This window comes from Bradyrhizobium sp. F1.13.3 (genome assembly GCF_040548265.1).
Classification (GTDB): Bacteria; Pseudomonadota; Alphaproteobacteria; order Rhizobiales; family Xanthobacteraceae; genus Bradyrhizobium.
On record NZ_JBEPRI010000001.1, the window covers coordinates 452,919 to 478,689 of the forward strand.

20 protein-coding genes are annotated in these 25,771 nt (G+C 63.9%); 8 read left to right on the forward strand and 12 right to left on the reverse strand.

The genetic code is table 11. The features are described from left to right. Nucleotides 1-49 precede the first annotated feature (49 nt). The gene (gene hpnO / locus ABIB66_RS02075; RefSeq protein ID WP_275170612.1) at nt 50-1,441 is read left to right on the forward strand and encodes an aminobacteriohopanetriol synthase HpnO; all 1,392 of its coding nucleotides are present in this window, start codon (nt 50-52) and stop codon (nt 1,439-1,441) included. A 2-nt stretch (nt 1,442-1,443) separates the two neighbouring features. Here hpnO and ABIB66_RS02080 read toward each other — a convergent pair whose 3' ends face one another. The 7 genes from ABIB66_RS02080 to ABIB66_RS02110 form a co-directional block, all read right to left on the reverse strand. After that, entirely contained in the window at nt 1,444-1,749 is a 306-nt protein-coding gene (locus ABIB66_RS02080) for a HigA family addiction module antitoxin (RefSeq protein WP_354206924.1), read from the reverse strand. 12 nt (nt 1,750-1,761) lie between these two features. Continuing rightward, nucleotides 1,762-2,043 carry a type II toxin-antitoxin system RelE/ParE family toxin gene (locus ABIB66_RS02085; RefSeq protein ID WP_354254068.1) on the reverse strand — a complete coding sequence of 94 codons (282 nt, stop codon included), beginning with the start codon at nt 2,041-2,043 and terminating at the stop codon, nt 1,762-1,764. A gap of 69 nt (nt 2,044-2,112) precedes the next feature. Then, nucleotides 2,113-2,874, reverse strand: coding sequence for an anti-sigma factor family protein (locus ABIB66_RS02090; protein WP_354206920.1), 762 nt, complete (start codon nt 2,872-2,874; stop codon nt 2,113-2,115). Beyond that, nucleotides 2,871-3,419 (reverse strand): sigma-70 family RNA polymerase sigma factor, encoded by a 549-nt coding sequence (locus tag ABIB66_RS02095; protein ID WP_275170615.1) that lies wholly within the window; start codon nt 3,417-3,419, stop codon nt 2,871-2,873. The genes ABIB66_RS02090 and ABIB66_RS02095 overlap by 4 nt, the downstream gene beginning before the upstream one ends. A 157-nt stretch (nt 3,420-3,576) precedes the next feature. Next, a complete protein-coding gene (locus tag ABIB66_RS02100) occupies nt 3,577-3,912 on the reverse strand; it encodes a cupredoxin domain-containing protein (protein ID WP_354206918.1) in 336 nt (111 codons plus the stop codon). A gap of 23 nt (nt 3,913-3,935) precedes the next feature. Then, a complete protein-coding gene (locus tag ABIB66_RS02105) occupies nt 3,936-4,880 on the reverse strand; it encodes a metallophosphoesterase family protein (protein WP_354206916.1) in 945 nt (314 codons plus the stop codon). Nucleotides 4,881-5,066: 186 nt separating this feature from the next. Beyond that, complete coding sequence (locus ABIB66_RS02110) at nt 5,067-6,686, reverse strand: GMC family oxidoreductase (RefSeq protein ID WP_354206914.1); 1,620 nt, start codon at nt 6,684-6,686, stop codon at nt 5,067-5,069. A 201-nt stretch (nt 6,687-6,887) separates the two neighbouring features. On the opposite strand from ABIB66_RS02110, the gene ABIB66_RS02115 reads away from it, so the two are divergent. Further along, nucleotides 6,888-8,060, forward strand: a complete 1,173-nt coding sequence (locus ABIB66_RS02115) for a M20 aminoacylase family protein (RefSeq protein WP_354206912.1) — start codon at nt 6,888-6,890, stop codon at nt 8,058-8,060. 74 nt (nt 8,061-8,134) lie between these two features. Here the strand turns inward: ABIB66_RS02115 and ABIB66_RS02120 are convergent, their stop codons facing one another. The 3 genes from ABIB66_RS02120 to ABIB66_RS02130 all read right to left on the reverse strand — a co-directional run bounded on the left by ABIB66_RS02120 (nt 8,135) and on the right by ABIB66_RS02130 (nt 12,538). After that, nucleotides 8,135-9,763, reverse strand: coding sequence for an inorganic phosphate transporter (locus ABIB66_RS02120; RefSeq protein WP_354206910.1), 1,629 nt, complete (start codon nt 9,761-9,763; stop codon nt 8,135-8,137). Nucleotides 9,764-9,860: 97 nt separating this feature from the next. Further along, on the reverse strand, nt 9,861-11,303 hold the full coding sequence (locus ABIB66_RS02125) for a UdgX family uracil-DNA binding protein (protein ID WP_354206908.1): 1,443 nt from the start codon (nt 11,301-11,303) through the stop codon (nt 9,861-9,863). Next, complete coding sequence (locus ABIB66_RS02130) at nt 11,303-12,538, reverse strand: putative DNA modification/repair radical SAM protein (RefSeq protein ID WP_354206906.1); 1,236 nt, start codon at nt 12,536-12,538, stop codon at nt 11,303-11,305. The genes ABIB66_RS02125 and ABIB66_RS02130 overlap by 1 nt, the downstream gene beginning before the upstream one ends. A gap of 162 nt (nt 12,539-12,700) precedes the next feature. Between ABIB66_RS02130 and ABIB66_RS02135 the strand changes: the two genes are divergently transcribed. The 3 genes from ABIB66_RS02135 to ABIB66_RS02145 are packed head-to-tail and all read left to right on the forward strand — an operon-like array spanning nt 12,701 to nt 18,343. After that, the gene (locus ABIB66_RS02135) at nt 12,701-13,489 is read left to right on the forward strand and encodes an ImuA family protein (RefSeq protein WP_354206904.1); all 789 of its coding nucleotides are present in this window, start codon (nt 12,701-12,703) and stop codon (nt 13,487-13,489) included. Continuing rightward, complete coding sequence (locus ABIB66_RS02140) at nt 13,386-14,978, forward strand: Y-family DNA polymerase (protein ID WP_354206902.1); 1,593 nt, start codon at nt 13,386-13,388, stop codon at nt 14,976-14,978. The genes ABIB66_RS02135 and ABIB66_RS02140 overlap by 104 nt, the downstream gene beginning before the upstream one ends. After that, nucleotides 14,975-18,343: an error-prone DNA polymerase gene (locus tag ABIB66_RS02145; RefSeq protein ID WP_354206900.1), complete on the forward strand. Its 3,369-nt coding sequence runs from the start codon at nt 14,975-14,977 to the stop codon at nt 18,341-18,343. Before ABIB66_RS02140 ends, ABIB66_RS02145 begins: the two co-directional genes overlap by 4 nt. Nucleotides 18,344-18,524: 181 nt before the next feature. On the opposite strand, the gene ABIB66_RS02150 is transcribed toward ABIB66_RS02145, so the two are convergent. Beyond that, nucleotides 18,525-19,295 carry an SDR family NAD(P)-dependent oxidoreductase gene (locus ABIB66_RS02150; protein ID WP_354206898.1) on the reverse strand — a complete coding sequence of 257 codons (771 nt, stop codon included), beginning with the start codon at nt 19,293-19,295 and terminating at the stop codon, nt 18,525-18,527. A gap of 176 nt (nt 19,296-19,471) precedes the next feature. Further along, nucleotides 19,472-19,759, reverse strand: coding sequence for a hypothetical protein (locus ABIB66_RS02155; protein ID WP_092024185.1), 288 nt, complete (start codon nt 19,757-19,759; stop codon nt 19,472-19,474). A gap of 54 nt (nt 19,760-19,813) precedes the next feature. On the opposite strand from ABIB66_RS02155, the gene ABIB66_RS02160 reads away from it, so the two are divergent. The 3 genes from ABIB66_RS02160 to ABIB66_RS02170 all read left to right on the forward strand — a co-directional run bounded on the left by ABIB66_RS02160 (nt 19,814) and on the right by ABIB66_RS02170 (nt 25,769). Beyond that, nucleotides 19,814-21,226, forward strand: coding sequence for a CoA transferase (locus ABIB66_RS02160; protein ID WP_354254070.1), 1,413 nt, complete (start codon nt 19,814-19,816; stop codon nt 21,224-21,226). A gap of 145 nt (nt 21,227-21,371) precedes the next feature. Next, nucleotides 21,372-22,616, forward strand: coding sequence for an efflux RND transporter periplasmic adaptor subunit (locus ABIB66_RS02165; RefSeq protein WP_354056287.1), 1,245 nt, complete (start codon nt 21,372-21,374; stop codon nt 22,614-22,616). Between the two features lie 36 nt (nt 22,617-22,652). Continuing rightward, nucleotides 22,653-25,769 carry an efflux RND transporter permease subunit gene (locus tag ABIB66_RS02170; protein ID WP_354206893.1) on the forward strand — a complete coding sequence of 1,039 codons (3,117 nt, stop codon included), beginning with the start codon at nt 22,653-22,655 and terminating at the stop codon, nt 25,767-25,769. Nucleotides 25,770-25,771: the final 2 nt, after the last annotated feature.

The window sequence follows — 25,771 nt, forward strand, 5'->3', positions numbered from 1 at the left end:
CGGTCCGTTTTCAGTTGACGAGACGGCCCTCAACCGAAGTATGTAGCGGATGCACAGCCCAAATCCAGACATGTCTCAGCTGTTTGCGGACCGCCAGGCCCAGCGCAGCGCCCTGCATAATCGGCATCTGAACGAGCAGTTCGTTCGGGTTCTGAAGACCATCGGCTACGATGTCGGCTTCCAGAAGGGGCAGGGACAGTACCTCTACGACCGGGACGGGGCGCGCTATCTCGACCTCTTGTCCGGTTTTGGCGTGTTTGCGATCGGGCGCAATCATCCTGTCATGCGCGAGGCGCTCAAGAGCGTTCTCGATGCCGACCTGCCCAACCTCGTCCAGTTCGACGTCTCGGTGCTCGCTGGCGTGCTCGCCGAGCGGCTTTTGAAGTACGTCCCCTATCTCGACAAGGCGTTCTTCGCCAATTCCGGCGCCGAATGCGTCGAAGCGGCGATCAAGTTCGCCCGCGGCGCCACCGGCCGTCCGGGCATCGTCTATTGTGCCCACGGCTATCACGGCCTGACCTATGGCGCGCTGTCGCTGACGGGCGATTCGAACTTCCGCACCGGCTTCGAGCCGCTGCTGCCGGGCTGCACCTCGGTCCCGTTCAACGATCTCGCCGCGCTCGAAAAGGCGCTGGCCTCGCGCGAGGTGGCGGCCTTCGTCGTCGAGCCGATCCAGGGCAAGGGCGTCAACATGCCCACCGACGAGTTCCTGCCGGCTGCGGCTGCGCTCTGCAAGAAATACGGCACGCTGTTCGTCGCCGACGAGATCCAGACCGGCATGGGCCGCACCGGCCGCTTCCTCGCGGTCGAGCACTGGAACGTCGAGCCCGACATGGTGCTGCTGTCGAAGTCGCTGTCCGGCGGCCATGTGCCGGTCGGCGCGGTGCTGACGCGCAAGAGCATCTTCGACAAGATATTCAACCAGATGGATCGTGCAGTGGTGCACGGTTCGACCTTCTCCAAGAACGACCTGGCGATGGCCGCGGGCATCGCCACGCTCGATGTCATGGAGTCCGAGAAGCTGATCGAGTCCGCCGCCAAGCGCGGTGCCGAACTGCGCCTCGCGCTGACTCGTATGGTGCCCGGCTACGAGCTATTGAAGGAAGTTCGCGGCAAGGGCCTGATGATCGGCGTCGAGTTTGGCCCGCCGAAATCGCTGCGGTTGCGGGCGTCCTGGAACGTGCTGGAGGCGGCCAACAAGGGCCTGTTCTGCCAGCTCATCACCGTGCCGCTGTTCAAGGACCACAAGATCCTCACGCAAGTCGCCGGCCATGGCAGCCACACCATCAAGCTGTTGCCGCCGCTCACCATCACCGAGGAAGACTGCGGCTGGATCGAGCGCGCCTTCGACGACGTCATCGCCGGCAGCCACAAGGTCCCCGGCGCGATCTGGTCGCTCGGCAAGACGCTGGTGGACAACGCGGTGAGGCGATCGGCGTAAGCTCAGGCCGCCTTGGGCTTGTTCACAGTCTCGATGCGGTCGAGAGCCTTCCCGAGATCGCGTTTGGCGATCTGGATATCGTAATCGTTCTGGAGATTGAGCCATAGCTCGGCGGTCGTGCCGAGCGCTTTGGCAAGCCGAAGCGCGGTGTCAGCGGTGATTCCGGTCTGCTCACCCGCAATCCGCTCAATACGCGTACGCGGCAGGCCGCATGTCTTGGCGAGCGCGCCTGCCGACATGTCCAGCGGGCTCAGGAATTCTTCCCGAAGAACCTCACCAGGATGCATGGGCTTGAGTTTCTTGGCCATCGTCGCATTCTCCTAGTGATAATCCACGATCTCGACCTGAACGGGACCTTGTGATGTCCACACGAAGCACACTCGGAACTGGTCGTTGATCCTGATCGAGTGCTGTCCCTTGCGATCGCCCGTGAGGACTTCAAGGCGATTTCCGGGTGGTGCCCTCAAATCGCTGAGTTCGCCCGCAGCGTGAAGATAGCGCAATTTCCGGCGAGCAGCCTTCACCAGGTCCGCCGGAAAGCGTTTGGGGCTTTCGCCGTTAAAGACCGCTTTAGTCGTTTTATCCCGAAAGGTCCTGATCACTCAGTCAATGTATCATTGGTTGATACGTGCGCAAGGGATTTGTATCAATTTCTGATACGACTCTAGGGGTTACCCTTCCACATTCGCCTTCATCGCCGCCTCGAACTTGTCGACGAACTCGGCGAGCTCGTCTGCGCCGAGATCGCTGACGGCCCAGAAGTTCAGGCCGCGATTGCCCCAGCGCCGGCAGTTGAAGCCCTGCATGGTTTCGGTCTTGGGCGCGCGGTATTCTGCGTTCGATGTCTGCGACACGAACAGATTGACCACGTGCTGCCGGCGCTTGTAGACGACCGCTCCGATGGCGCGTGCGTCGATATAGTCGAGCCTGCCGCCGACCAGCGTAAAACCTTGTGCGGTGAGGTCGATCACGGGCGGGGCGACGTCGAGCTTGCCGTTGAACCAGGGCTTCACCGTGTGCTGGTCGGTCGAGAGCACGTCGATGAGGTGGCCGGCCTGGAGCGAGCGCAGATGCGCGGAGACGACCTCCGACAGGATGCGCTGCTGGTCGTCCTGGCGCAGCACCAATGCGACAACGCCGGATGCGGCGAGCGCGGAGACTGCCGAGCCCATCGCAAAGCCGCGCAGCACGGAGCGGCGGCTCGGCTGTTGACGCTGCGGCAGCGAGGCCTCGATACGCGCACGCAGGCTCGCCGGCGCGGTGTAGCGCAAATTGGCGTCCGCGAGCACGCGCTGCATCTCGCGCTGTGCCGAAAGCTCCGCAGCGCAGGCCGGGCAGCCGGCGATATGGGCTTCGACCTCGCGCGCATGGCCGGCATCGAGCTCGTTATCGAGCAGCGCGTGAAGCAGGATCCTTGCTTCGTCGCAGGTCATCTTGCTTGCTCCTCATCCGCCGTCCAGGCCGCGCGCAGCATGGCGCGCGCGCGGGCGAGGCGGGACATCACGGTGCCGACGGGTGCACCGACGGCCTCGGCGATTTCACGATAGGACAGGTTGTTGATCTCCCGCAGCACGAATGTTTCCTTGAACGGTTCGGCGAGCGCATCGATCAGCTTGCGGATCGCGCCCGCATCGCGGCTGCGCAGCACTTCGGTTTCGGGGCTGGCCTCGGTCTCCTGCCAGATCGGCGTCTGCTCGGCAGCGCCGGGGGTATCCTCGATCGCGCCGTGCCTGTGCGCGCGGCGTGCATATTCGGCATTGCAGACGTTACGCAGGATCGCAAATAGCCAGGGCTTCATTGCCGGCCCGCGATAGCTGTCGAAATGCTTCAGCGCGCGCAGATAGCACTCCTGCACCGCGTCCTCTGCATCGGAGGCGTCACGCAAGAGATAGCGCGCGAGCGTGTAGACGTCGTCGAGATAGGGCAGCGCCGCCTCACGGAAGCGTTGCGCCTTCTGCAAATCGTCGTTAGCGGGCATCGCTCCTCGCTTTGCCTCTTGTTTTGCTCGTTGATTCGTCTCGTCGCTGTTCGTTTCGTCCCTGTTCGTCTTGTCTCTGTGTGTGACCGAAGGCACACGAGCCCGGCCGGCGTGGGACCACCGGCCGGGCAAGACGTTGATGCCTTGGTTCGAGATGTTACTCAACCTTGATCATCCCCGTCATGTGCGGGTGCAGAGAACAAAAATATTTGTAGTCGCCCGCATTGGTGAAGGTGAACGAAAACTTGTCGTCAGTGTCCAGGGTCTTGGACCTGAATTTGCCGGCCGACACCACGGTGTGGGGGATGTCGTCCCGGTTGGTCCAGGTCACGGTGGTGCCGACCTTGATCCTGAGCTCGGCCGGCTGGAAGACGAAATTGTCGATATGCACCTCCATGTCTTCGGCATGGGCGGTTGTGGCGGGTAACAGCATGGCCGCGGCCAAAGCGAGACCGAAGGCGGCACCGAAGTCGCGGCGATTGAGAGTCTTCATTGTCAGCTTCCGTTAGCCTTGCATCAACCCTGGAGCGGCGTGTCGATGATCGCGAGCCGCTGCTCGTTCTGCTTGAAGTTGATGCTGGCAACGCCAAGCATCGCGCGGAGCTTTGCGTCCTCGACCTTCATCGGTCCGGGCGAGGGGGCAGCTCCCGGCGCCGGCTGCGGGAAGGCGGTCGAGCGCGCGGTATGGAACGTGACGTTGCCCTCGACCTTCTGCATCACCTGGTGAATGTGGCCGTTCAGCACGGTGACCGAACCGAAGCCTTTCACCTGTTCCAGCGCGCGGGCGCCGTCCTCAGTGCCCCAGCCCCATTCGGGGTAGACGGTCCAGAGCGGGATGTGGGCGAACAGCACGATCGGCGTCGACTTCGGCTTGCCGCGCAGATCGTCCTCGAGCCAGGCCAGCTGCTCGGCGCCGAGATTGCCGAGGCCTCCGGCCTTGAGGTCGACGACATTGACGAGGCCGATGAAGTGCACGCCGCCGGCATCGAACGAATACCAGCCCGCGCCCTTGGTGCCGCGGCCGTAGCGCTCGCGATAGAACTTCACGTCCTCGTCGAGGAAGTCATGCTCGCCGGGCACGTAGTGCACGTCGAGCTTGCTCTGCGAGATGATGCGGTCGGCATTGTCGAACTCGGCGGCCTTGGAGAGATGCGTGATGTCGCCAGTGTGGATCATGAACGACGGCTTGACCGGCATCGCGTTGATCTTGTTGACGGCTTCCTCCAGCGTGCCGAGCGCGTTGGGATTGGCCGGCTTGTCGAAGCCGACATGGCTGTCGCTGATCTGGAGGAAGGTCATTCCGGGCGCAGCCGCGGTCGCGGCCTGCGCGGAATCGATGATGCCGAGCGAGCGCGGGACGCCACCGGTGATGGTCCAAAGCACCCCGGTGCCGGCCCAAGTCATGCATTCCAGCACCTTGCGGCGGCTTAAGCCGTCCTCGCCGTGATCGTGTCCGCTCATCGCGCAGCTCCACTTCGCCCGGAATTGGGCTTCGGGGAGGTGATTGGGGGACCGGGGGTCTTATTCCCGGACGCGATGACGTTTTCGTGAGGTGGTTGGACGCGTAGCCGGTATGGAGCGTAGCGGAATGCGGGACCAATCGAGCGTCCTTTCCCGGATTTCGCTGCGCCCCATCAAGCTACGCATTCACTTCGCATCCTCCAAAATCATCGTCGCGCCCTTCTCGGCGATCATCGCGGTCGGCGTGTTGGTGTTGCCCGACGTGATGGTCGGCATGATCGAGGCATCGATAATGCGAAGGCCGCCGAGACCGTAGAAGCGCAGGCGTTCGTCGACTACCGCCATGGGATCGCTCACCGCGCCCATCTTCGCGGTCCCGACGGGATGGAAGATGGTGGTGCCGATGTCGCCGGCAGCCTTGGCGAGTGAGGCATCGTCGTCGCCGACGGCGGGGCCGGGCAGATATTCGCTCGGACGATATTTTGCCAGCGCCTTCTGCTGCATCAGGCGGCGCGTGGTGCGGATGGCGTCGGCGCCGACCTGGCGGTCGTCATCCGTTGAAAGGTAATTCGGCGCGATGATCGGCTTCTCGTCCGGCGCCGCCGAACGCAGACGTACGGTGCCGCGCGATGTCGGCTGGAGATTGCAGGCGCTCACCGTGATCGCGGGGAAGCGGTGTAGAGGATCGCCGAACTTGTCGAGCGACAGCGGCTGCACGTGGAACTGGATGTTGGCGCGTGCGCGCGTCGCATCGGAGCGGGTGAAGATGCCGAGCTGCGACGGCGCCATCGTCAGCGGCCCGCGACGGCGTAAGGCGTAGTCGAGGCCCATCAAGCCGCGTCGAACCAGATTGTAATAGGTCTCGTTCAATGTGCGCACGCCCTCGACCTTGTAGATCGCGCGCTGCTGGAGATGATCCTGCAAATTGCGACCGATGCCGGGCTTGTCCATCACGATGTCGATGCCGAGCGGGGACAGCCAGTCGGCGGGCCCGATGCCGGAGCGATGCAGCACCTGCACCGAGCCGATCGCGCCTGCCGAGAGGACTACCTCGCGTTTCGCACGCGCCTCGATGATCTCGCCATTCTGGATGAAGCGCACGCCGACAGCGCGGCCCTGGTCGATGATCAGACGATCAACCAGCACATGCTTTTCGAGCCGTAGGTTCGGGCGGTTCAGTGCCGGCTTGAGGAAGCCACGCGCCGACGACCAGCGCCGGCCGCGCTTCTGATTAACGTGGAAATAGCTGGTGCCTTCGTTGTCGCCGGTATTGAAATCCGGGATGCGCTTGATGCCCATCTCTTCGGCCGCATCGCCCACCGCATCGAGGACGTCCCAGGACAGCCGCGGCGCCTCGATGCGCCAGCCGCCCCCGGTGCCATGATGCTCGCTCGCGCCGAGGAAGTGATCCTCGAGCCGCTTGAACAGCGGCAGCACGTCGTCATAACCCCAGCCGGTCATGCCGAGCTGGCGCCAGTGATCGTAATCGGCGGCCTGTCCTCGCATCGAAATCATGGCGTTGATCGCCGACGAGCCGCCGATCACCTTGCCACGGGGATAGGCGAGCGAGCGGCCGTTGAGGCCGGGCTCGGCCTCGGTCCTGAACATCCAGTCCGAGCGCGGATTGCCGATGGCGAAGAGATAGCCGACGGGAATGTGGAACCAGATCCAGTTGTCGTCGCCGCCCGCTTCGAGGATGAGGACGCGATTGCTGGAATTGGCCGACAGCCGGTTGGCGACGATGCAGCCGGCCGTGCCAGCCCCAACGACAATGTAGTCAAACTCACCTTCGAGCCGCCTTGGCATTCTGCTTCCACCCAATAGGAGTCATGCCCGGGCTTGTCCCGGGCATCCACGCGCTTTCCGTTCTAATAGTCAGACGTGGATGGCCGGGACAAGCCCGGCCATGACGAGAGGACAGAGCTACCCCAGACTCCCCGCCAGTTGGGTGGACTGGCGCTTGCATGGTAGACAGGCCTGCATTTTCAACAAAGCTTGAGACCCTCCATGCCCATCGTGAACCGCGTCGCCGACCTTCAACCCGATATTCAGGCCTGGCGCCGGGACATCCACCAGCATCCGGAGCTGCTCTACGACGTCCACCGCACCGCAGCATTCGTCGCGGACCGCCTGCGCGAATTCGGCTGCGATGAGGTCGTGACCGGCATCGGCCAGACCGGCGTGGTCGGCGTGATCAAGGGCAGCAAGCCGGCCGGCGGGGGCCTCAAGACCATCGGCCTGCGCGCCGATATGGATGCGCTCCCGGTCGAGGAGCAGACCAACCTGCCTTACGCGTCGAAGACTCCCGGCAAGATGCACGCCTGCGGCCATGACGGCCACACCGCGATGCTGCTCGGTGCTGCCCGTTATCTCGCCGAAACCCGCAACTTCGCCGGCGATGCGGTGGTGATCTTCCAGCCGGCCGAGGAGGGTGGCGCCGGCGGCTTGGCGATGGTCAAGGACGGAATGATGGAGCGCTTCGGCATCGAGCAGGTCTACGGCATGCACAACGGCCCGGGCATTCCGGTGGGCTCGTTCGCGATCCGGCCGGGTCCGATCATGGCGGCGACCGACGAGGTCGATATCATGATCGAGGGTCTCGGCGGCCATGCCGCGCGGCCGCACAAATGTGTCGATTCCGTTCTGGTCGGCGCGCAAGTGATCACGGCGCTGCAGTCGATCGTCGCGCGCAGCGTCGATCCGCTGGAATCGGCCGTGATCTCGATCTGCGAGTTCCACGCGGGCAATGCCCGCAATGTTATTCCGCAAACCGCGACACTGAGGGGCACCATCCGCACGCTGTCGCCGGAGGTGCGCAAGCTGGTCGAGAAGCGCGTGCACGAGGTTGTCGCGGGCGTGGCGCAGATCACCGGCGCCAAGATTGATCTGCACTACAAGCGGAATTATCCCGTGGTGAACAATCACGCCGCGGAGACCGAGATCGCGCGTCGCATCGCGGGGCAAGTTGCGGGCGAGGCCAACGTGCTCGAGATGCCGCCGCTGATGGGCGGCGAGGATTTCGCCTATATGCTTGAAGCGCGCCCCGGCGCCTTCATCTTCTGCGGCAACGGCGACAGCGCCGGCCTGCATCACCCCGCCTACAATTTCGATGACGAGGCGATCGTTTACGGCACGTCGTACTGGGTCAAGCTGGTCGAGCAATCGCTCGCGGCATCGTAAGGTCAAGCCGAAAGCACACATGAAAAGAGCCCGTGCACCGCACGGGCCCTTTGTCTTCGAGCGACGTGATCGGCTCAGAAGATCCGCGAGAAGATCACGTACAGCGTACCCGACAACAGGATGGCGACGGGCAAGGTCAGCACCCAGGCCATCACCATGTTCCTGATGGTGGCGACCTGAAGACCCGAACCGTTCGCGGCCATGGTGCCGGCGACGCCGGACGACAGCACGTGGGTGGTCGAGACCGGCAGGCCGAACACGTCGGCGGCGCCGATCGTGGCGGCGGCGACGAGCTCGGCGGAAGCGCCCTGCGCGTAGGTGAGGTGAGTCTTGCCGATCTTCTCACCGACGGTCACGACGATGCGCTTCCAGCCGATCATGGTGCCGAGGCCGAGCGCGATGGCGACCGCGACCTTCACCCAGGTCGGGATGAACTTGGTCGCGCTGTCGAGTCCGCCCTTGTAGGCGTTCAAGGTCGCGACCTCTTGCTTGCTGAGGTCGTTTTCCTTGTCCTTCATCAGGAAGCGGATCGCTTCCGAGGTCAGGTACATGTCGTTGCGGGTGTTGCCGACGACTTCCGCCGGCACCTTGTTCAGCGAACCGTATTTCGCGACCTGCTCGCCGACATCCTTCACCAGCACTGAGAGCGAAGGATAGGTGCCTTCGCTGATGTGATGCGAGGTGACGTACTGCGTCACCGCAGGACGGGGATCGCCGATGATCGCATGGCCCGCGCCCTTGGCCGCAACCACCTTGGAGGCGGCTTCCGAGATCTTCGCGAACTGGGCGACTTGCGACTCCGGCAATGCGCGGTTGAGCGCATAGGCCGTCGGCACGGTACCGATCAGGATCAGCATGATCAGGCCCATGCCCTTCTGGCCGTCGTTCGAACCGTGGGCGAAGCTGACACCGGTGCAGGTCAGGATCAGCAGGCCGCGAATCCAGATCGGCGGAGCTTTGTTACCCTCAGGGGCGGCATAGAGCGCCGGGTTCTTGACGATCAGCTTGAGCAGCAGCAGCAGGCCGGCGGCGCAGACGAAGCCGACCAGCGGCGACAGCAGGAGCGCATAGCCGATCTCCGTGGCCTTGCCCCAGTCCACGCCCGAGGTGCCGTCGCGGCCGCGCATCAGCGCGTTTGCGACGCCGACGCCGATGATCGAGCCGATCAGCGTGTGCGAGGAGGAGGCCGGCAGGCCGAAATACCAGGTGCCGAGGTTCCAAAGGATTGCGGCGATCAGTAGCGCGAACACCATCGCGAAACCGGCGCTGGAGCCGACCTGAAGGATCAACTCGACCGGCAGCAGCGAGACGATGCCGAAGGCCACGGCGCCAGACGAGAGTAGCACGCCGAGGAAGTTGAAGAAGCCCGACCACATCACCGCGACTTCGGCCGGCAGCGAATGGGTGTAGATAACGGTGGCCACCGCGTTGGCGGTGTCGTGGAAGCCGTTGACGAATTCGAAGCCGAGCGCGATCAGGAGCGCGACAAACAAGAGGATGTAGGGCAGGTAGCTCGTGACACGCGTGCCGGTCGCATCGACATCCGAATAGATGCTGTAGGCCACATAGAGCAGGCCCGCGGCGAGGATGCCGAAGAACAGGATCATCGTGAGCGGGTTGAAGCCCTTGTCGAGATTTGGCCGCGAGGCCGGCTGGATCGGCGCGGGATCGGCTACTGCGCGGTCGAATGCTACATCGGTCATGTCAGGACGCCCCTTAACTTTCAGGTAAGGGTATTGTCCGCGATGGATTTGAAGGCTGGATGACAAGCAGCGGTTGAAAGCCGATTTCCGCCGCTATTTACGCCGCCCGCGCGGCTTTCTTCTGCAAACCGGCGACGATCTTCAGGTCTTCGACAAAGCGCTGATATTCCAGCACCTTGGCTTCCGGATCGGGCAACCGTAGCAGATAGGACGGGTGCACCGTCACCAGCGCCTTGTGACCGTCAGGAAGATCGATCAGCCGGCCGCGGGTCTTGCCGATCGGGGTGATCTTGCCGAACACGCTTTGCGCGGCGGTCGCGCCCATCGCTACGATGAGATCGGGCTGGATGACGGAGACTTCCCGCTCATACCACTGTCGGCAGGCCTTTATCTCCGGCGTATTCGGCTTCTGATGCAGGCGGATTTTGCCGCGCGGCACGAATTTGAAGTGTTTCACCGCGTTGGTGACATAGACCTTCTTGCGGTCGACGCCGGCCTCCTGCAGTGCCCGGTCGAGCATCTGGCCGGCCGGACCGACGAAGGGATGGCCGGCGAGGTCTTCCTTGTCGCCGGGCTGTTCGCCGACCAGCATGATATTGGCGGATTTCGGACCTTCGCCGAACACGGTCTGGGTCGCGTCCTTGTAGAGATGGCAGGCGCGGCAGTGGGCGGCCTCCTCGCGGAGCGCTTCGAGATCGTCGGTAGCGGTCTTGCGTTTCATCGGAGCCTCCGGCCGCTTTTGAGGCTTGTGCGGATCGGTTGCGGCATTGGCGATCATGGCGCCGGTCATGCGTTCGGCATCCTCGATCAGAGGCTTAATGATCGAAGCCTCGGGCAGGTTCCTCCAATATTTCTTCGGCATCTCCGTTTGCATCGCCTTCACCTTCAGGCGGGCCGGATTGAAGATGCTGGCATAGTAGCGCCGCCAGGTTTCCTCCAGCCGGTCTTCGCTCGGCGCCTCGCTCTTGCTGACGCCTGATGTGAACGAGAGCGCATGGCCATCCCAATGCGCGCACAGATCCGGCGTCAGGATCGACCAGGGCATGTCGGCAAAGCGCTTGGCGAAGAACGGCGCGGCGAGCTCGACGATATGATGCTCCGGCTCGAACCACGCAACGTAGTGGGCTTCGCGTTCCCTGCCGATCTCGCGGAAGCGCACGAAGGCATGCATCTTGTGCTCGTCGCGGTAGATCGCCTTTGCCATGACCGTGACTTGCGCGACATCGGCATCGGTCGCGACCTCGATGAGGTCGTGATTGTCCTTCAGCCGAAACAGCAGGCGATAGAGGATGGCGAAACGCTCGGGATCGCGATGCAGGATCGCGGCCTTGGCGAGCTCGACGAATTTTGCAGGCACGTTGAAGGTGCCGTCGCCACCGGCCGGCAGCGGAGACGGCGAGGGCGGCGCGAACAGCTCCGCTTCGCCGCCCCGCACGGCCCAGGTGATGTCGGCCGGCTTCATTTGGTGAAGCACGAGGCTACGTGCGGCTTTGCGCCAGCCATCGAAATCGGTTTCGTTCTCGAGGGTGATGTACTGCATCAGAAGCCAAATCCCAGTTGTGTTGCCTTCGGCTTGAACCGTTCGATCAGCCGTGCCTCGTCGAGACGATGCGGCGTGGGCCGGTGATCGCTGAGGACGATGAACGGCAGCGCTTTATTCCGGGGCACATGCAGCCGCGCGAGATCGGCGACGCGGATCGTGGTCGTGCGGCGCGCCGCGATGATGCGCTCGACCGCTTTGGTGCCGAAGCCTGGCACGCGCAACAATTCCTCGCGGCTGGCGCGGTTGACGTCGAGCGGGAAGCGGTCGCGGTGGCGCAGCGCCCAGGCGAGTTTTGGATCGATGTCGAGCGGCAGCATCGCGCTGTCGTCGATGATCTCGCCGACGTCGAAGCCGTAGAACCGCATCAGCCAGTCGGCCTGGTAGAGACGGTGCTCGCGCAGCAAGGGCGGCGCGCGCAGAGGCAGCGCGCGGCTGGCGTCGGGGATCGGGCTGAACGCGGAATAATAGACGCGCCTCAGCCGGTATGAACCGTAGAGATTGGCGCTGGTGTGAAGGATGGTGTGGTCGGAGGCCGCGTCGGCGCCGACGATCATCTGCGTGCTTTGGCCAGCCGGCGCGAAGCGCTGCGGCTTGGCTTTCGTCTTCGCGCTGCGGCTTTCCTCGGCCTCGTCCAGCTTCAGCCGCAGCCGGCCCATGGTACGGCGGATCGCGCGCACGTCCTTCTCGGGCGCGAATTGCTGCAGGCTCGTCTCCTGCGGCATTTCGATGTTGATGGAGAGACGGTCGGCATATTTGCCGGCCTCGGAGATCAATGCATCGTCAGCCTCGGGGATCGTCTTGAGATGGATGTAGCCGCGGAAGTGATGCTCCTCCCGTAGTTTGCGCGCGACGCTCACCACCTGCTCCATGGTGTAGTCGGGGTTGCGGATGATGCCGGAGGAGAGAAACAGCCCTTCGATGTAATTGCGCCGGTAAAAGTCGAGCGTCAGCTTGACCACTTCGTCGATGGTGAAGCGGGCACGCGGCACGTTGGAGGAGGCCCTGTTGACGCAATAGAGGCAGTCGTAATTGCAGGCGTTGGTCAGCAGCACCTTGAGCAGCGAGATACAGCGGCCGTCCGGCGCGTAGGAATGGCAGATACCCATGCCGGGCGCGGTCGAGCCCATGCCCTTGCCGTCGCTGGAAGCCCGCCGCTCGGTGCCGCTGGAGGCGCAGGACGCATCATACTTGGCAGCGTCCGCCAGGATTTCCAGCTTGCGTTGCACGTCCATATTGGAATCCCTTTGATTCAGCTCATGAATCCCGAGGCCCGCCAATTCGATTGACTCCCGGGGCGTCGTTAGCTTTATATTAGAACATATCATGAACAAATGAGCTAGCCGCTGGTTCTCTTTTTGAGAGCCACCGGCAATCACCCTTGAGGAGCGGCGTATATGAGCGGCGCACGAACAAGCGCGCTTGCAGCCTTGCGCGGCCAGATCGAGCGCATCGAGATGGCGGAGGTCGTGCATCATCGCGACCGCGTCGCGCTGGGCCACCGCGAGGCCGACAGCGCGCTGAAGGGCGGGCTCGCGCGCGCGGCAATCCACGAGGTGTTTTGCGAGGGACGTCAGGGCGCGGCCGCGACGGGCTTTGTCACCGGACTTGCGGGGCGCGTGACGACACGCAAGCCGCTGCTGTGGGTGCGGCAGGATTTTTCAGAAATTGAAACCGGCGCGCTGTCGATGAGCGGGCTCGCCGAGATCGGCCTCGATCCGCGCCGCATGGTGATGGTGCGCGCCGCCGACGTGGAGAGTGCACTGCGCACGTCGGCCGATGCGCTCGCCTGCGACGCGCTGGGCGCCGTCGTGCTCGAGCTCTGGGGTGAGACCAGGCAGTTCGATCTCGTGGCGAGCCGCAAGCTGACACTGGCTGCGCAGTCTTCGGGCGTGACTGGCCTGTTGCTGCGGATGGCCGCGCAACCTTTGCCCTCGACCGCCGAGACCAGATGGATGCTTCGCGCGGCGCATTCGCCGCCGGGGGCGGTGTGGAGTGCCTGGGGCGCGCCGCGCTTCGATGCCGAGCTCCTGCGCAATCGTCATGGCCCGTGCGGCCGGTGGATCATGGAATGGAAATGTGATGAGTGCCAGTTCTCTGAATCGTCGGCGTGTTCTCAGCCTGTGGCTGCCGCGCCTGCCCATCGATCGGATCCAGCGGTTCTTCGGCAACGTCGGGCTGGGTAGAACCAATGATCCGAGCATTGTCGTCATCAAGGACAGCAACGCGCTGGTGATCCATGCGCTGGACGAGGCCGCCGAGCGCCTCGGTCTGTATATCGGCCAGCCCCTGGCCAATGCCCGGGCGATGTGTCCGGATCTAAAGGTGTTCGACGCCGATGCCGTGGCCGATGCCAAGACGATTAGCGACATCGCCGACTGGTGCGACCGCTTCACGCCGCTGGTGGCGCTCGATCCGCCGCACGGGCTGTTCCTCGACATCACCGGCTGCGCGCATCTGTTCGGCGGCGAGGCTGCGCTGTTGCAAACCCTTGTCCGTGCCCTCGACCGCCAGGGCTTTGCCGTCAGCGCGGCGATCGCCGGCACCTCGGTCTGCGCGCGTACGCTGACGCGGCAATCTTCAGGGACCATCGTTGCCGATGGTGGGGAGGCGGCGGCAATCAGCCGATTTCCGGTGTCCGCGCTTGGTGCGGGTGAGGCCATCAGCACCGGCCTGCGACGCGCCGGCCTGAAAACCATCGGCGATGTCGCCTCGCGCACGCCGAGCGAAATCACGGCGCGGTTCGGCGCGCGGTTCTCCACGCTGCTCGCGCATGCGCTGGGGCAGGGCGATGCGCCGATCAATCCACGAAAGCCGCTGCCCGATTACATCGTGGAGAAACGCTTTGCCGAGCCGATCGCGACCGACACCATGATCGCGATGACGCTGTCGCGCCTCGCGGACACGTTGATCGCGTCGATGGAGAAGCAGGGCAAGGGCGCGCGACGGCTGGAGGCCACCTTCTTCCGTACCGACGGCGCGGTGCGTGCGATCATGGTCGAGACCGGACGTCCCGTGACGCAAAGCAAAGTCATCGACCGGCTGTTCCGCGAGCGTCTCGATGCGCTTGCCGATCCGCTCGATCCCGGCTTCGGCTTCGACATGGTGCGGCTGTCGGCAAGCCGCACCGAGATCGTGGTGCAAGAGCAGCGCGATCTCGACGCCCATGTCCACGACAATGATGAGCTTGCCGCGCTGATCGACCGCATCGCCGCGCGCATCGGCGGAAAGCGCGTCGTCGTGCATCTGCCTGAGGATACCCATATCCCCGAATGTGCGGTGCTGGCCGCGCCGGCACAACATCATCTCGCCGTGGCCATGCAGGCCGAATGGCCTGCGCGCACCGAGACCGAGCCGCCATTGCGTCCGTTGCGGCTGTTCGACAAGCCTGAGCCGATCAATGTGCCGTTCGCGACCGTGCCCGACGGGCCGCCGCATCAATTCACCTGGCGTCGCGCGCTGCATGCGGTGGTGCGGGTGGAAGGCCCCGAGCGCATCGCCATGGAATGGTGGCGGCAGGACGGCAAGCAACTGACGCGGGACTATTTCCGTATCGAGGATGCCGAGGGCCTTCGCTTCTGGATCTTTCGCGACGGTCTTTACGAGGGGGAGTGCTTCGACGGCGACGGCAAGCCCGTTCCTCCCGGTTGGTATGTGCACGGTCTCTTCGCATGAACACGCCCGCCTATGCCGAGATCGGCATCACCACGAATTTCTCCTTCCTGCGCGGCGGCTCGGATCCGCGCGCCTATGTGCATCAGGCCAGCATCCTCGGCATTCCCGCGATCGGTATCGCCGACCACAACACGCTCGCCGGCGTGGTGCGGGCCTACAAGGAGCTCGACAATGACGAGGTGCTGCACAAGCCAAAACTGCTGATCGGCACGCGCATCGTCTTCATCGATGGTACGCCCGATATTCTGGTCTATCCGCGCGACCGCGCCGCCTATGGCCGGCTGTGTCAGCTTCTCACCAGGGGCAAGCGCGGCGACGACATCACGCGGATCGCGAAGGGCGAATGCCATCTCACCTTCGCCGACCTCCTTGCGTTTTCCGAAGGCCAGCTCCTGATCCTGACGCTGCCGCATCGCTTCGATACGGCGCAAGCGCAGGACACCCTCGCCAAGCTGAAGGCAAGTCGCGCCGAGGGCGTGTGGCTGGCGGCGAGCCTGGTCTATCGCGGCGACGACCGCCGTCGCCTCGCGCAGCTCGATGATCTCGCCGCAAAAGCAAAAGTGCCGCTGCTCGCGACCAACGAGGTGCTCTATCACCATCCCGCGCGCCGTCTCCTCCAGGACGTGCTGACCTGCATCCGGGAGAAAACCACGATCGAGGCAGTCGGCCGGAAGCTGGAAGCCAATGCAGAGCGGTTTCTGAAGACGCCCAGGGAGATGGCGCGGCTGTTCCGCGATTTTCCCGAGGCTATCGCGGAGACCATGCGCTTTACGGACAAGATCACCTTCTCGCTCGATCAGCTCAAATACCAGTATCCGGATGAGCCGGTGCCGCCGGGGAAGACCGCGCAAGGGCATCTGGAGGATCTGACCTGGGCCGGTGTCGACAAATATTTCGGCGGCAAGATCGACGACAAGCTGCGCGCCACCCTGAAGAAAGAACTCGCGTTGATCGCCGAGCTGAAATACGCGCATTACTTTCTCACCGTGCACGACATCGTGCATTACGCGCGCAGCCAGAACATTTTGTGCCAGGGGCGGGGATCGGCGGCGAATTCGGCGGTCTGTTACGTGCTCGGCATCACCTCGGTCGACCCGACCAAGGTCGATCTGCTGTTTGAGCGCTTCATCTCCAAGGAGCGGCTGGAGCCGCCCGACATCGACGTTGATTTCGAGCATTCGCGGCGCGAGGAGGTGATGCAATATGTCTATCGCCGTTACGGTCGCCATCGCGCCGCGATCATCGCCACCGTCATTCATTATCGCCCGCGCAGCGCCATCCGCGACGTCGGCAAGGCGCTGGGCCTGACCGAGGACGTCACCGCCGCACTCGCCGACACCGTCTGGGGAAGCTGGGGCAAGGGCCTCAACGACATGCAGGTCAGGCAGGCCGGCCTCGATCCGCAAAATTCCATGATCAACCTCGCGGTCGAGCTCGCGACCGAGCTGATCGAATTCCCGCGCCATCTGTCCCAGCATGTCGGCGGCTATGTGCTCACGCAAGACCGGCTCGACACCTATGTGCCGATCGGAAATGCCGCGATGGATGATCGCACCTTCATCGAATGGGACAAGGACGATATCGACGCGCTCAGCATGATGAAGGTCGACGTGCTCGCGCTGGGCATGCTGACCTGCATCCGCAAGTGCTTTGATCTGATCGAGCAGCACAAGGGCGAACGCTGGATGCTGGCGAGCGTCCCGCAGGATGATTCCAAAGTCTACGACATGCTGTGCGACGGGGAATCGCTCGGCGTGTTCCAGGTCGAGAGTCGCGCGCAGATGAACATGTTGCCCCGGCTGAGGCCACGGACCTTCTATGATCTCGTGATCGAGGTCGCGATCGTGCGGCCGGGCCCGATCCAGGGCGACATGGTGCATCCCTATTTGCGGCGGCGGAACGGCTTGGAAAAAGTGAATTATCCATCGCCGTCACCGGAGCATGGCGACAAGGACGAGCTCTACAGAGTGCTGCACAAGACACTCGGCGTGCCCTTGTTCCAGGAACAGGCGATGCGGATCGCGATCGAAGCCGCGAAGTTCACGGCCGAGGAGGCCAACGGCCTGCGCCGTGCGATGGCAACGTTCCGCAATGTCGGCACCATCGGCAAGTTCGAAGACAAGATGATCGGCAACATGATCGCGCGCGGCTATGCGCCTGATTTTGCCAGAAACTGTTTCGAACAGATCAAGGGCTTTGGCAGTTACGGTTTTCCGGAGAGCCATGCCGCAAGCTTCGCGCAGCTTGTCTATATCTCCTCATGGCTGAAGCATTACCATCCTGATGCATTCTGCTGCGGCCTTCTGAACTCGCAGCCGATGGGCTTTTACGCCCCGGCGCAGATCGTCAGCGACGCCCGCAAGAACGGCGTCGAGGTGCGCGACATCGACGTGTCCCACAGCTTTGCGCAGAATACGCTGGAAGAAGGACGTGGCAAATATTGCGCCGTGCGCCTGGGCTTCCGCCAGATCGACGGTTTCCATTGGCTCGATGAGGATGAGGAAAGGCTGAAAAGAGGCGCGCCTCGGAATGAAAATGTGGAGAGAGCGCCCGACTGGGCCGACCGTATCGTCGCCGCCCGCAACCGCCGGCCTTTCACCTCTCTGGAAGACTTCGCGCGCGACACCGGACTGCCCAAGCGCGCGCTGATCCTGCTCGCCGATGCCGACGCGTTCCGTTCGCTCGGGCTCGACCGCCGCGAGGCGCTGTGGCAGGTGCGGCGCCTGCCCGATGACGTGCCACTGCCGCTGTTCGAGGTGGCCACCGCACGCGAGCAGCCGGACGAGCACGCCAGGCCGTTGCCGGTGATGCCGCGCGCCGAACAGGTGGTCGCGGACTACCAGACCATTCGCCTTTCGCTCAAGGGCCATCCGATGGAATTTTTGCGCGAGATGTTTACGCGCGAGCGCATCGTCGCCTGCAAGGACATCAATCATGACAACGAGCGGCGCCGCGTCCGCTGTGCCGGCGTCGTGCTGGTACGGCAGCGGCCGGGCAGCGCCAGCGGCGTCGTGTTCATGACACTGGAGGACGAAACCGGCATCGCCAATGTCGTGGTATGGCCGAAAATCATGGAGCAGTACCGGAAAGAGGTGATGGGCGCGCGCCTCATCCTGGTCGAGGGCTATATCCAGAGCAGTCCCGAAAAGGTGACGCACCTCATTGCCCAGCGCATGGTCGACCGCTCGCACGATCTGGTCGGCCTCGCCAACGACGCCCTCGGCCGCAAGCATCCGGTGCCGGCAGGCGCCGCCCCGATCGAACCGCTCAACGACGATCCCCGCGCCCACCCGGATGCGCCCGCGCAAAAACTTCGCCATCCCCGTAATGTCCGCATCCTGCCGCCGTCGCGGGATTTTCATTGAGGGTGTGGGCCGCGCCGCTCTCGCACCGTCACCCTGAGGTGGCCGCTTCTTCAGCGGCCCTCGAAGGGCGACGGCCCGGCTGCATCCGGGCCGTTCATCCTTCGAGGCTCTTCTTGCGATGCTTTGCATCGCAAGCTTCGCACCTCAGGATGACGGAAACGCAGGGACGCGCATGCCCGCCTCAAAAATTCACCCGGTTCGAGATCGCGCCGTCCACCACCAGATTGGAGCCCGTGGTGAACCCCGACACCGGGCTCGCCAGAAACACCGCTGCGCTCGCGATTTCCTGCGGCGTCGCCATGCGGCCGGTGGGGTTACGCTTCATCGCATCATTGTAGCGCTCGGGCATGTTCTGCTCGATCATCTCCCAGACACCGCCCTTGAAATAGACCGTGCCGGGCGAGACCACGTTGACGCGGATCTTCTTCTTTGCGTACTGCCGCGCCAGTCCCTTGGCCATGTGGATCAACGCCGCCTTGATCGGGCCGTAGGAGCTCGCCGTGTCCGCTTGCGCCGCGGAGATAGATGAGATGATCACGAAGGCGGCGTCGCCACCCTTGTCGCCGCTGGCCTCGAGGAACGGCCGCGCGGCGTCGAACGCGTGCACGGCGCCGAGTAGGTCGAGCCGAAAATTCTGCTCCCACGATGCGGCATCATGGCCCTGCGCCATCGCGCCCGCGTTGGAGAACAGCATGTCGATGCCGCCAAGCTCCTTTGCCGCGCCCTCGATCCAGGATTTCAGCGCCGCGCCGTCGGTGACATCGACCGGGCCGCCGGTCGCGCGGATCCCGCTGGCCTTCAACTCCGTAACGGTGGCGGCAACCTGATCGGCGTTGCGTGCACACACCGCGACATTGCTGCCTTCGCCGGCCAGCGTCACCGCAATCGCCCGCCCGATGCCGCGCGTGCCGCCGAGCACGATGGCGTTCTTGCCTTTGAGACCGAGATCCATTGTTTGGTTTTCCTTTTTTGTTGGTCGCAGCGAGTGTAGCTGTTTCGAGGGAAGCCCAAAAGCCTCCACATCGTCATTGCGAGGAGCCCTTGCGACGAAGCAATCCAGACTGCCACCGCGGAAAGACTCTGGATTGCTTCGTTTCGCTCGCAATGACGGTGTGGAAGCAGCGGCCCTCACTCCGGTGCCGCGCCCACCGGCGGGCCGCCGGGCGGGCGGTGCAGGAATGTCAGGGAGGCGTAGGCGCCGGCCCAGGAGCCGATCGCCGCGAAAGCCACATAGAACGCGTTTTCGGTGTAGCTGATCACCGCATAGGACGAGAGCATGTACCAGACCGCGCTCCAGTTCGCCGCAGGCACGCGCTTGCGCGCGATCACGGCCGAGGTGAACATGACATAGACCGCGTCGGTGGCCGCCGTTGCGATGAACACGGCGCCTGCAGTGAGAGGATCGATGGCGGCCATTGCATGTCCTTGTGTGCTAATGCGATGGTCGCAAACTAGAGGGAGAGAAGGGTCATGCAAAGCCCCGCCGAGATTCTCAGTGGCATCTGGACCTCCGCCGGCGGTGACGCCGCTGCGCTTGCGCGCGTGCGGCTAACGGGCGAGGAGCCGCAAATCCCGTCTTCGTTTCGCGTCGCAATTGCCGGGCAGACGACGATAGCAGCCGCCGGCCTCGCCGCCGCGGAAATCTGGAGATTGCGCGGCGGCGAGGCGCAGGACGTTAGCGTCGACCTGCGCCATGCCGTCGCCGAATGCCGCTCCGAGCGCTACTTGCGTGTCGAAGACAAGCCGCCGCCGCCCGCCTGGGACGCCATCGCCGGCGTGTACAGAACCGGCGACAACCGCTTCGTCCGCTGCCACACCAATTTCCCACATCATCGCGACGCCGTCTGCAAGGTCCTCGGCTGCGAGCCCGAGCGCGAGAAGGTGCAGGCCGCATTGATGCATTGGAAGGGCGAGGATTTCGAGACCGCGGCCTACGCCGCGGGCGGCGTCGTCGCCCTGATGCGTTCCTACGACGAATGGTCGGCGCTGCCGCAGGCCCGCGCGCTCGCCGAATTGCCGCTGGTCTCGATCGAGAAGATCGGCGAGGCTCCGCCAAAGCCGTGGCCGCAACGACTGCCAAAAGGCGATCGCCCACTCTCCGGCCTGCGCGTGCTCGATCTCTCTCGCGTCATCGCGGGCCCCGTCGCCGGCCGCACGCTCGCCGCGCACGGCGCGGATGTGCTGCTCGTGTCGGGCCCTGCGCTGCCGGCGATTCCGTGGCTGACCATCGACACCGGCCGCGGCAAGCTCACCACCTTCATCGAGCTAAAGAGCGAGGCCGGGCGTACGCAGTTGCGTGAGCTCTTGAGAGACGCCGATATCTTCTCGCAAGGCTATCGCCCGCGCGCGCTCGCCGCTCTCGGCTTTACGCCGGAGGACGCAGCGACAATTAATCCCGGCATCGTCTACGTAACGCTATCGGCCTATGGCCATGCCGGTCCCTGGGCGGAACGGCGGGGCTTCGATTCGCTGGTGCAGACCACGACGGGCTTCAACCATGCCGAGGGAGAGGCCGCCGGCATCGATGGACCGAAGGAATTGCCGGCGCAGATGCTCGACCACGCCACCGGCTATCTGATGGCGTTCGGCGCGATCATGGCCAAGGCCCGCCAGGCCCGCGAAGGCGGCAGCTGGCACGTGCGCGTGTCGCTGGCGCAGACCGGGCGCTGGCTGTGGAATCTCGGACGGCTCGAAAATGGCCTGAACACCCCGGATATTACGGGCGAGGCCGTACATGCTGCATTCATCGAGAGCATGCCATCTGGCTTCGGCACGTTGAAGGCGGTGCGCCATTCAGCGCTGCTGTCGAAGACGCCGGCGCAATGGAGCCGTCCGGCGATGCCGCTCGGCAGTCATCCGGCAGAGTGGCCGGTGACAAGCTGACGTGAAGCTGACGCGTCGCAAATATTTAACGCAAACCGAAAGGCGCCCGGCGTTTTTTAGGTTGTTTGAAATTACAATTCGGCACTATTAGCGCGACCGATGAGGCAGGCATCCGCCGGTATCATCGCAGACATGACCGGGCCCCATGGTAGTTGAAAATACCAAGCGATTGCAGGTGCTTACAAAACAACGGGTGATTACATCCGTAGTTTTACTAGCTCTTGCCGGTGCCGGGGCCTACGGCTTCCTCCATACTGGAGCCAAGGAGAAGAACCACTCCGAGATCTCCAGCCAGTCGCGCAGGAATGCGCAGAACTTCACGCCGACGCCGTCGGAATGGGCGACGCTGACGATCGAGCCGGTCAAGGCCAAGACCTTCCGCGCCGAGTATGTCACCGAGGGCAAGGTCGCAGTCGACGAGGACCGTTCGACGCCGGTGTTTTCGCCCTATGCCGGGCGGGTGACCAAGCTGCTCGCCAAGCCCGGCGAGGTGCTGAAGCAAGGTCAACCGCTGTTCACAATCGAGGCCGCCGACACCGTGCAGGCCCAGAACGATTTCATTGCGGCGATGAGCTCGCAGAACAAGGCGAAGTCGGCGATCGATCTTGCCGACATCCAGTTCAAGCGCGCCAAGGACCTCTATGAGGGCCATGCCATCCCCCTGAAGGACTATCAGCAGGCGGAAGCGACCCAGGTTCAGGCGCAGAACGACATGCGCTCCTCGACGACAGCGCTGGAAGCCGCGCGCAACAAGCTGCGGATTCTCGGCTTCACCGACGAGACGATCAAGGCGTTCCAGGACAAGGGCGTCATCAATCCGGAAGTCACGATCTATTCGCCGATCGCGGGCACGGTCGTGCAGCGTAAGATCGGCCCCGGCCAGTACGTCAATTCCGGCGCCAGCGATCCGGTCTTCGTGGTCGGCGACCTCTCCACGGTCTGGCTCACCGCCTTTGTGCGCGAGAGCGATGCGGCTGCCGTGTGCATCGGGCAGGACATTACCGTCAACGTCATGGCGCTGCCGGGCCGCCCCTTGACCGCCAAGGTCAACTACGTCGCCGCCGCGATCGATCCGAACACCCGCCGCCTGCTGGTCCGCGCCACCATCGACAACAAGGACGGCCTGCTGAAGCCCGAGATGTTCGCCAATGTCACGATCTATTCGTCCGGCGACCGCGCCGCGCCGGCGGTACCGAAGCAGGCCTTGATCTACGAAGCCGACAAGGTCCGCCTTTGGGTGGCACGCGAGGACAAGTCGGTCGAGCTGCGCGAGATCAAGATCGGTCTCATCAATGGCAATCTCGTCGAGGTCACCAGTAATCTGAAGCCCGGCGAGCAGGTGGTCACCAAAGGCAGCCTGTTCATCGACCGCGCGGCGTCCGGCAGCTGATCGACTGGCCGGGAAAAAGACAAGCTGAAGACCTGAATGGATCGCCTCGTCGCCCTTGCCGTCAACCGGCGCTTCCTGATGGTCGGGATGTTCGTCGCTGTGCTCATCGGCGGCCTGATCGCGTTCAACCAGCTCAACATCGAGGCTTATCCCGATCCGACCCCGCCGATGGTCGACATCGTGACGCAGAGTCCGGGCCTGTCGGCGGAGGAGATCGAGCGCTACATCACGATTCCGATCGAGACCCAGGTCGCGGGTCTGAAGAACCTGGCGACCATTCGCACCATCTCGCTCTACGGCCTCTCCGACGTTAAACTGCAGTTCTCCTTCGCCTACACCTATGACGAGGCGTTGCAGCAGGTCTTGAACCGCCTGGCGCAGCTCGCGCCGCTGCCCGGCAACGTGCAGCCGCAGATCTCGCCGCTCAGTCCAATTGGCGAAATCTTCCGCTACCGTCTCGTCGGCCCGCCGAACTACAGCGTGCTCGACCTCAAGACCATCCAGGACTGGATCCTCCAGCGGCGCTTCCGTTCGGTGCCGGGCGTAATCGACGTCACCGGGTGGGGCGGCAAGAGCAAGACCTACGAGCTCCAGGTCGATTTCAACAAGCTGGTCGCCAACGGCCTGACGCTGCCGCAGTTGCTCCAGGCGGTCGGCAATTCCAACGTCAATGTCGGCGGTAACACCGTCAATATCGGTCAGCAATCGGCCGTGGTGCGCGGCGTCGGCCTGATCCGCTCGATCGACGACCTCGCTAACACCATGGTCTCGCAGACCAACGGCAACCCGGTTCTGGTCAAGGACGTCGCCACCGTCACCGTCGGCCAGAAGCCACGTCTCGGCATTGCCGGCCTCGACGAGTCCGACGACATCGTGCAAGGCATCGTCCTGATGCGCCGTGGCGAGCAGAGCTCGCCAACCATCAAGCGCGTCCACCAACTCGTTCAAACCATCAACAACTCCAGCATCCTGCCGCCCGGCGTGCGTATCGAACGCATCTACGACCGCGGCGACCTGATCGACCTCACGACCCACACCGTGTTGCACAACATGGTGATCGGCATTCTGCTGATCGTGCTGCTGCAATGGATCTTTCTCGGCGATCTCCGCAGTGCGCTGATCGTCGGCGCCACCATTCCGTTCGCGCTGTTCTTCGCGGTGATCATCCTGGTGCTGCGCGGGGAATCGGCGAACCTGCTGTCGGTCGGCGCGATCGATTTCGGCCTGATCGTCGATGCCACCGTCATCATGGTGGAGGCGATCTTCCGGCGCCTGACGCAGACGACGCCGATGTCGGAATCCGAGCAGATGTCGTCCGAGACGCTTTTCGGCATGAAAAGCCACGCCATCCTCAGCGCGGCGGCCGACGTCTCCCGTTCGATCTTCTTCGCCGCGGCGATCATCATCGCGGCCTTTCTGCCGCTGTTCACGCTCTCCGGCGTCGAGGGCAACATCTTCGGGCCGATGGCCCGGACCTACGCCTACGCGCTGGCCGGCGGTCTGCTTGCGACCTTCACCGTCACTCCGGCGCTATCCGCGATCATCCTGCCCGCGCATGTCAGGGAGACCGAGACCAGGGTGATGCTGATCCTGCATCGGATCTACATGCCGGTGCTGAATTGGGCGGTTGCCAACCGCGGCATCATGCTCGGTGGCGCGTTCGGCCTCGTGCTGATGACGGTTGCGCTCAGCCGGTTGCTTGGCCTCGAATTCCTGCCGAAGCTGGAGGAGGGCAATCTCTGGATCCGCGCCACGCTGCCGCCGACCATCTCACTCCAGGAAGGCAACTCCTATGTCAACGAGATGCGCAAGCTGATCCGCGCGCGGCCTGAAGTGGAATCCGTGGTGTCGCAGCACGGCCGCCCCGATGACGGCACCGACGCCGCCGGCTTCTTCAACGCCGAGTTCTTCGCGCCGCTCAAGCCCGCCAGCCAATGGCCCGGCACCCGCGACAAGGAAGAGCTGACGGCGCAACTGCTCAAGCAGCTCGACGATCGCTTCCCCGGCGTCGAGTTCAACTTCTCGCAATATCTCCAGGACAACGTCTCCGAAGCCGTCTCCGGCGTGAAGGGCGAGAACTCGATCAAGCTGTTCGGCAGCGATCTCCAGGCGCTGACCGACACCGCCAACAAGATCAAGTCGGTGCTGGCAACCGTGCAGGGCGTCACCGACCTTGCGGTGTTCACCTCCCTCGGGCAGCCGACCATCCAGATCGACATCAACCGTGCCAAGGCCGCGCGCTACGGCCTCGCGCCGGGCGACATCAACGCCACCATCAAGGTCGCGATCGGCGGCGACACCGCGGGTGACATCTACGAGGCGGGAAGCGACCGCCACTTCCCGATCATCGTTCGTCTCGCGCCGGAATTCCGCAGGAGCGCCGAGGCGATCCAGAATTTGCGGATCGGCGCGCCCGGACCGAACGGCACCGTCACGCAGATCCCGCTGAGCGAGGTCGCCACCATCAGCCTCGTCTCGGGTGCGGCCTACATTTATCGCGAGCAGCAGGAACGCTATCTGCCGATCAAATTCTCGGTGCGTGAACGCGACCTCGGCAGCGCGATCCGCGAGGCGCAGCAGAAGATCGCCGATCAGGTGCAGCTGCCGCCCGGCGCGCACATGGATTGGGTCGGCGAATTCGGCAATCTCCAGGACGCGATCCGGCGATTGTCGATCGTGGTGCCGATCTCGCTCGCGCTGATCGGCGTCCTGCTCTGGTTCAATTTCGGCTCGATGACCGACACGCTGCTCGCCATGAGCGTGATCCCGATGGCGATCTTCGGCGGCGTGCTCGGTCTCTTGATCACCGGCACCGCCTTTAGCGTCTCGGCGGCGATCGGCTTCATCGCGCTGTTCGGCATCGCCGTGATGGACGGCATCATCATCCTGTCGCAGTTCAACCAGCTCATCGAAGAGGGCATGGACCGCATGAGCGCGGTGATACGCACCGGCGAATTGCAGCTTCGGCCGGTGCTGATGACCTGCGTCGTCGCCGGCATCGGCTTGTTGCCGGCCGCGCTGTCGGAAGGCATCGGCTCGCAGGTGCAGAAGCCGCTCGCGGTGGTCGTGGTGACAGGCATGATGCTGGCACCGATCGTGATCCTGGTGACGCTGCCGGTGCTGATCTCCTTCTTCTCCCGCCGCGCACGCTGACG

Coding starts and splice junctions, on each gene's coding strand:
- ABIB66_RS02150 (WP_354206898.1), bottom strand. CDS start 19,295: ATGGATCTCGGTCTCAAAGGCAAGAACGCCATCGTGCTCGGCGGCACG.
- ABIB66_RS02110 (WP_354206914.1), bottom strand. CDS start 6,686: ATGCCAAGGCGGCTCGAAGGTGAGTTTGACTACATTGTCGTTGGGGCT.
- hpnO (WP_275170612.1), top strand. CDS start 50: ATGCACAGCCCAAATCCAGACATGTCTCAGCTGTTTGCGGACCGCCAG.
- ABIB66_RS02080 (WP_354206924.1), bottom strand. CDS start 1,749: ATGGCCAAGAAACTCAAGCCCATGCATCCTGGTGAGGTTCTTCGGGAA.
- ABIB66_RS02155 (WP_092024185.1), bottom strand. CDS start 19,759: ATGGCCGCCATCGATCCTCTCACTGCAGGCGCCGTGTTCATCGCAACG.
- ABIB66_RS02130 (WP_354206906.1), bottom strand. CDS start 12,538: ATGGACGTGCAACGCAAGCTGGAAATCCTGGCGGACGCTGCCAAGTAT.
- ABIB66_RS02135 (WP_354206904.1), top strand. CDS start 12,701: ATGAGCGGCGCACGAACAAGCGCGCTTGCAGCCTTGCGCGGCCAGATC.
- ABIB66_RS02095 (WP_275170615.1), bottom strand. CDS start 3,419: ATGCCCGCTAACGACGATTTGCAGAAGGCGCAACGCTTCCGTGAGGCG.
- ABIB66_RS02140 (WP_354206902.1), top strand. CDS start 13,386: ATGAGTGCCAGTTCTCTGAATCGTCGGCGTGTTCTCAGCCTGTGGCTG.
- ABIB66_RS02120 (WP_354206910.1), bottom strand. CDS start 9,763: ATGACCGATGTAGCATTCGACCGCGCAGTAGCCGATCCCGCGCCGATC.
- ABIB66_RS02160 (WP_354254070.1), top strand. CDS start 19,814: ATGCAAAGCCCCGCCGAGATTCTCAGTGGCATCTGGACCTCCGCCGGC.
- ABIB66_RS02115 (WP_354206912.1), top strand. CDS start 6,888: ATGCCCATCGTGAACCGCGTCGCCGACCTTCAACCCGATATTCAGGCC.
- ABIB66_RS02125 (WP_354206908.1), bottom strand. CDS start 11,303: ATGCAGTACATCACCCTCGAGAACGAAACCGATTTCGATGGCTGGCGC.
- ABIB66_RS02170 (WP_354206893.1), top strand. CDS start 22,653: ATGGATCGCCTCGTCGCCCTTGCCGTCAACCGGCGCTTCCTGATGGTC.
- ABIB66_RS02090 (WP_354206920.1), bottom strand. CDS start 2,874: ATGACCTGCGACGAAGCAAGGATCCTGCTTCACGCGCTGCTCGATAAC.
- ABIB66_RS02165 (WP_354056287.1), top strand. CDS start 21,372: ATGGTAGTTGAAAATACCAAGCGATTGCAGGTGCTTACAAAACAACGG.
- ABIB66_RS02145 (WP_354206900.1), top strand. CDS start 14,975: ATGAACACGCCCGCCTATGCCGAGATCGGCATCACCACGAATTTCTCC.
- ABIB66_RS02100 (WP_354206918.1), bottom strand. CDS start 3,912: ATGAAGACTCTCAATCGCCGCGACTTCGGTGCCGCCTTCGGTCTCGCT.
- ABIB66_RS02105 (WP_354206916.1), bottom strand. CDS start 4,880: ATGAGCGGACACGATCACGGCGAGGACGGCTTAAGCCGCCGCAAGGTG.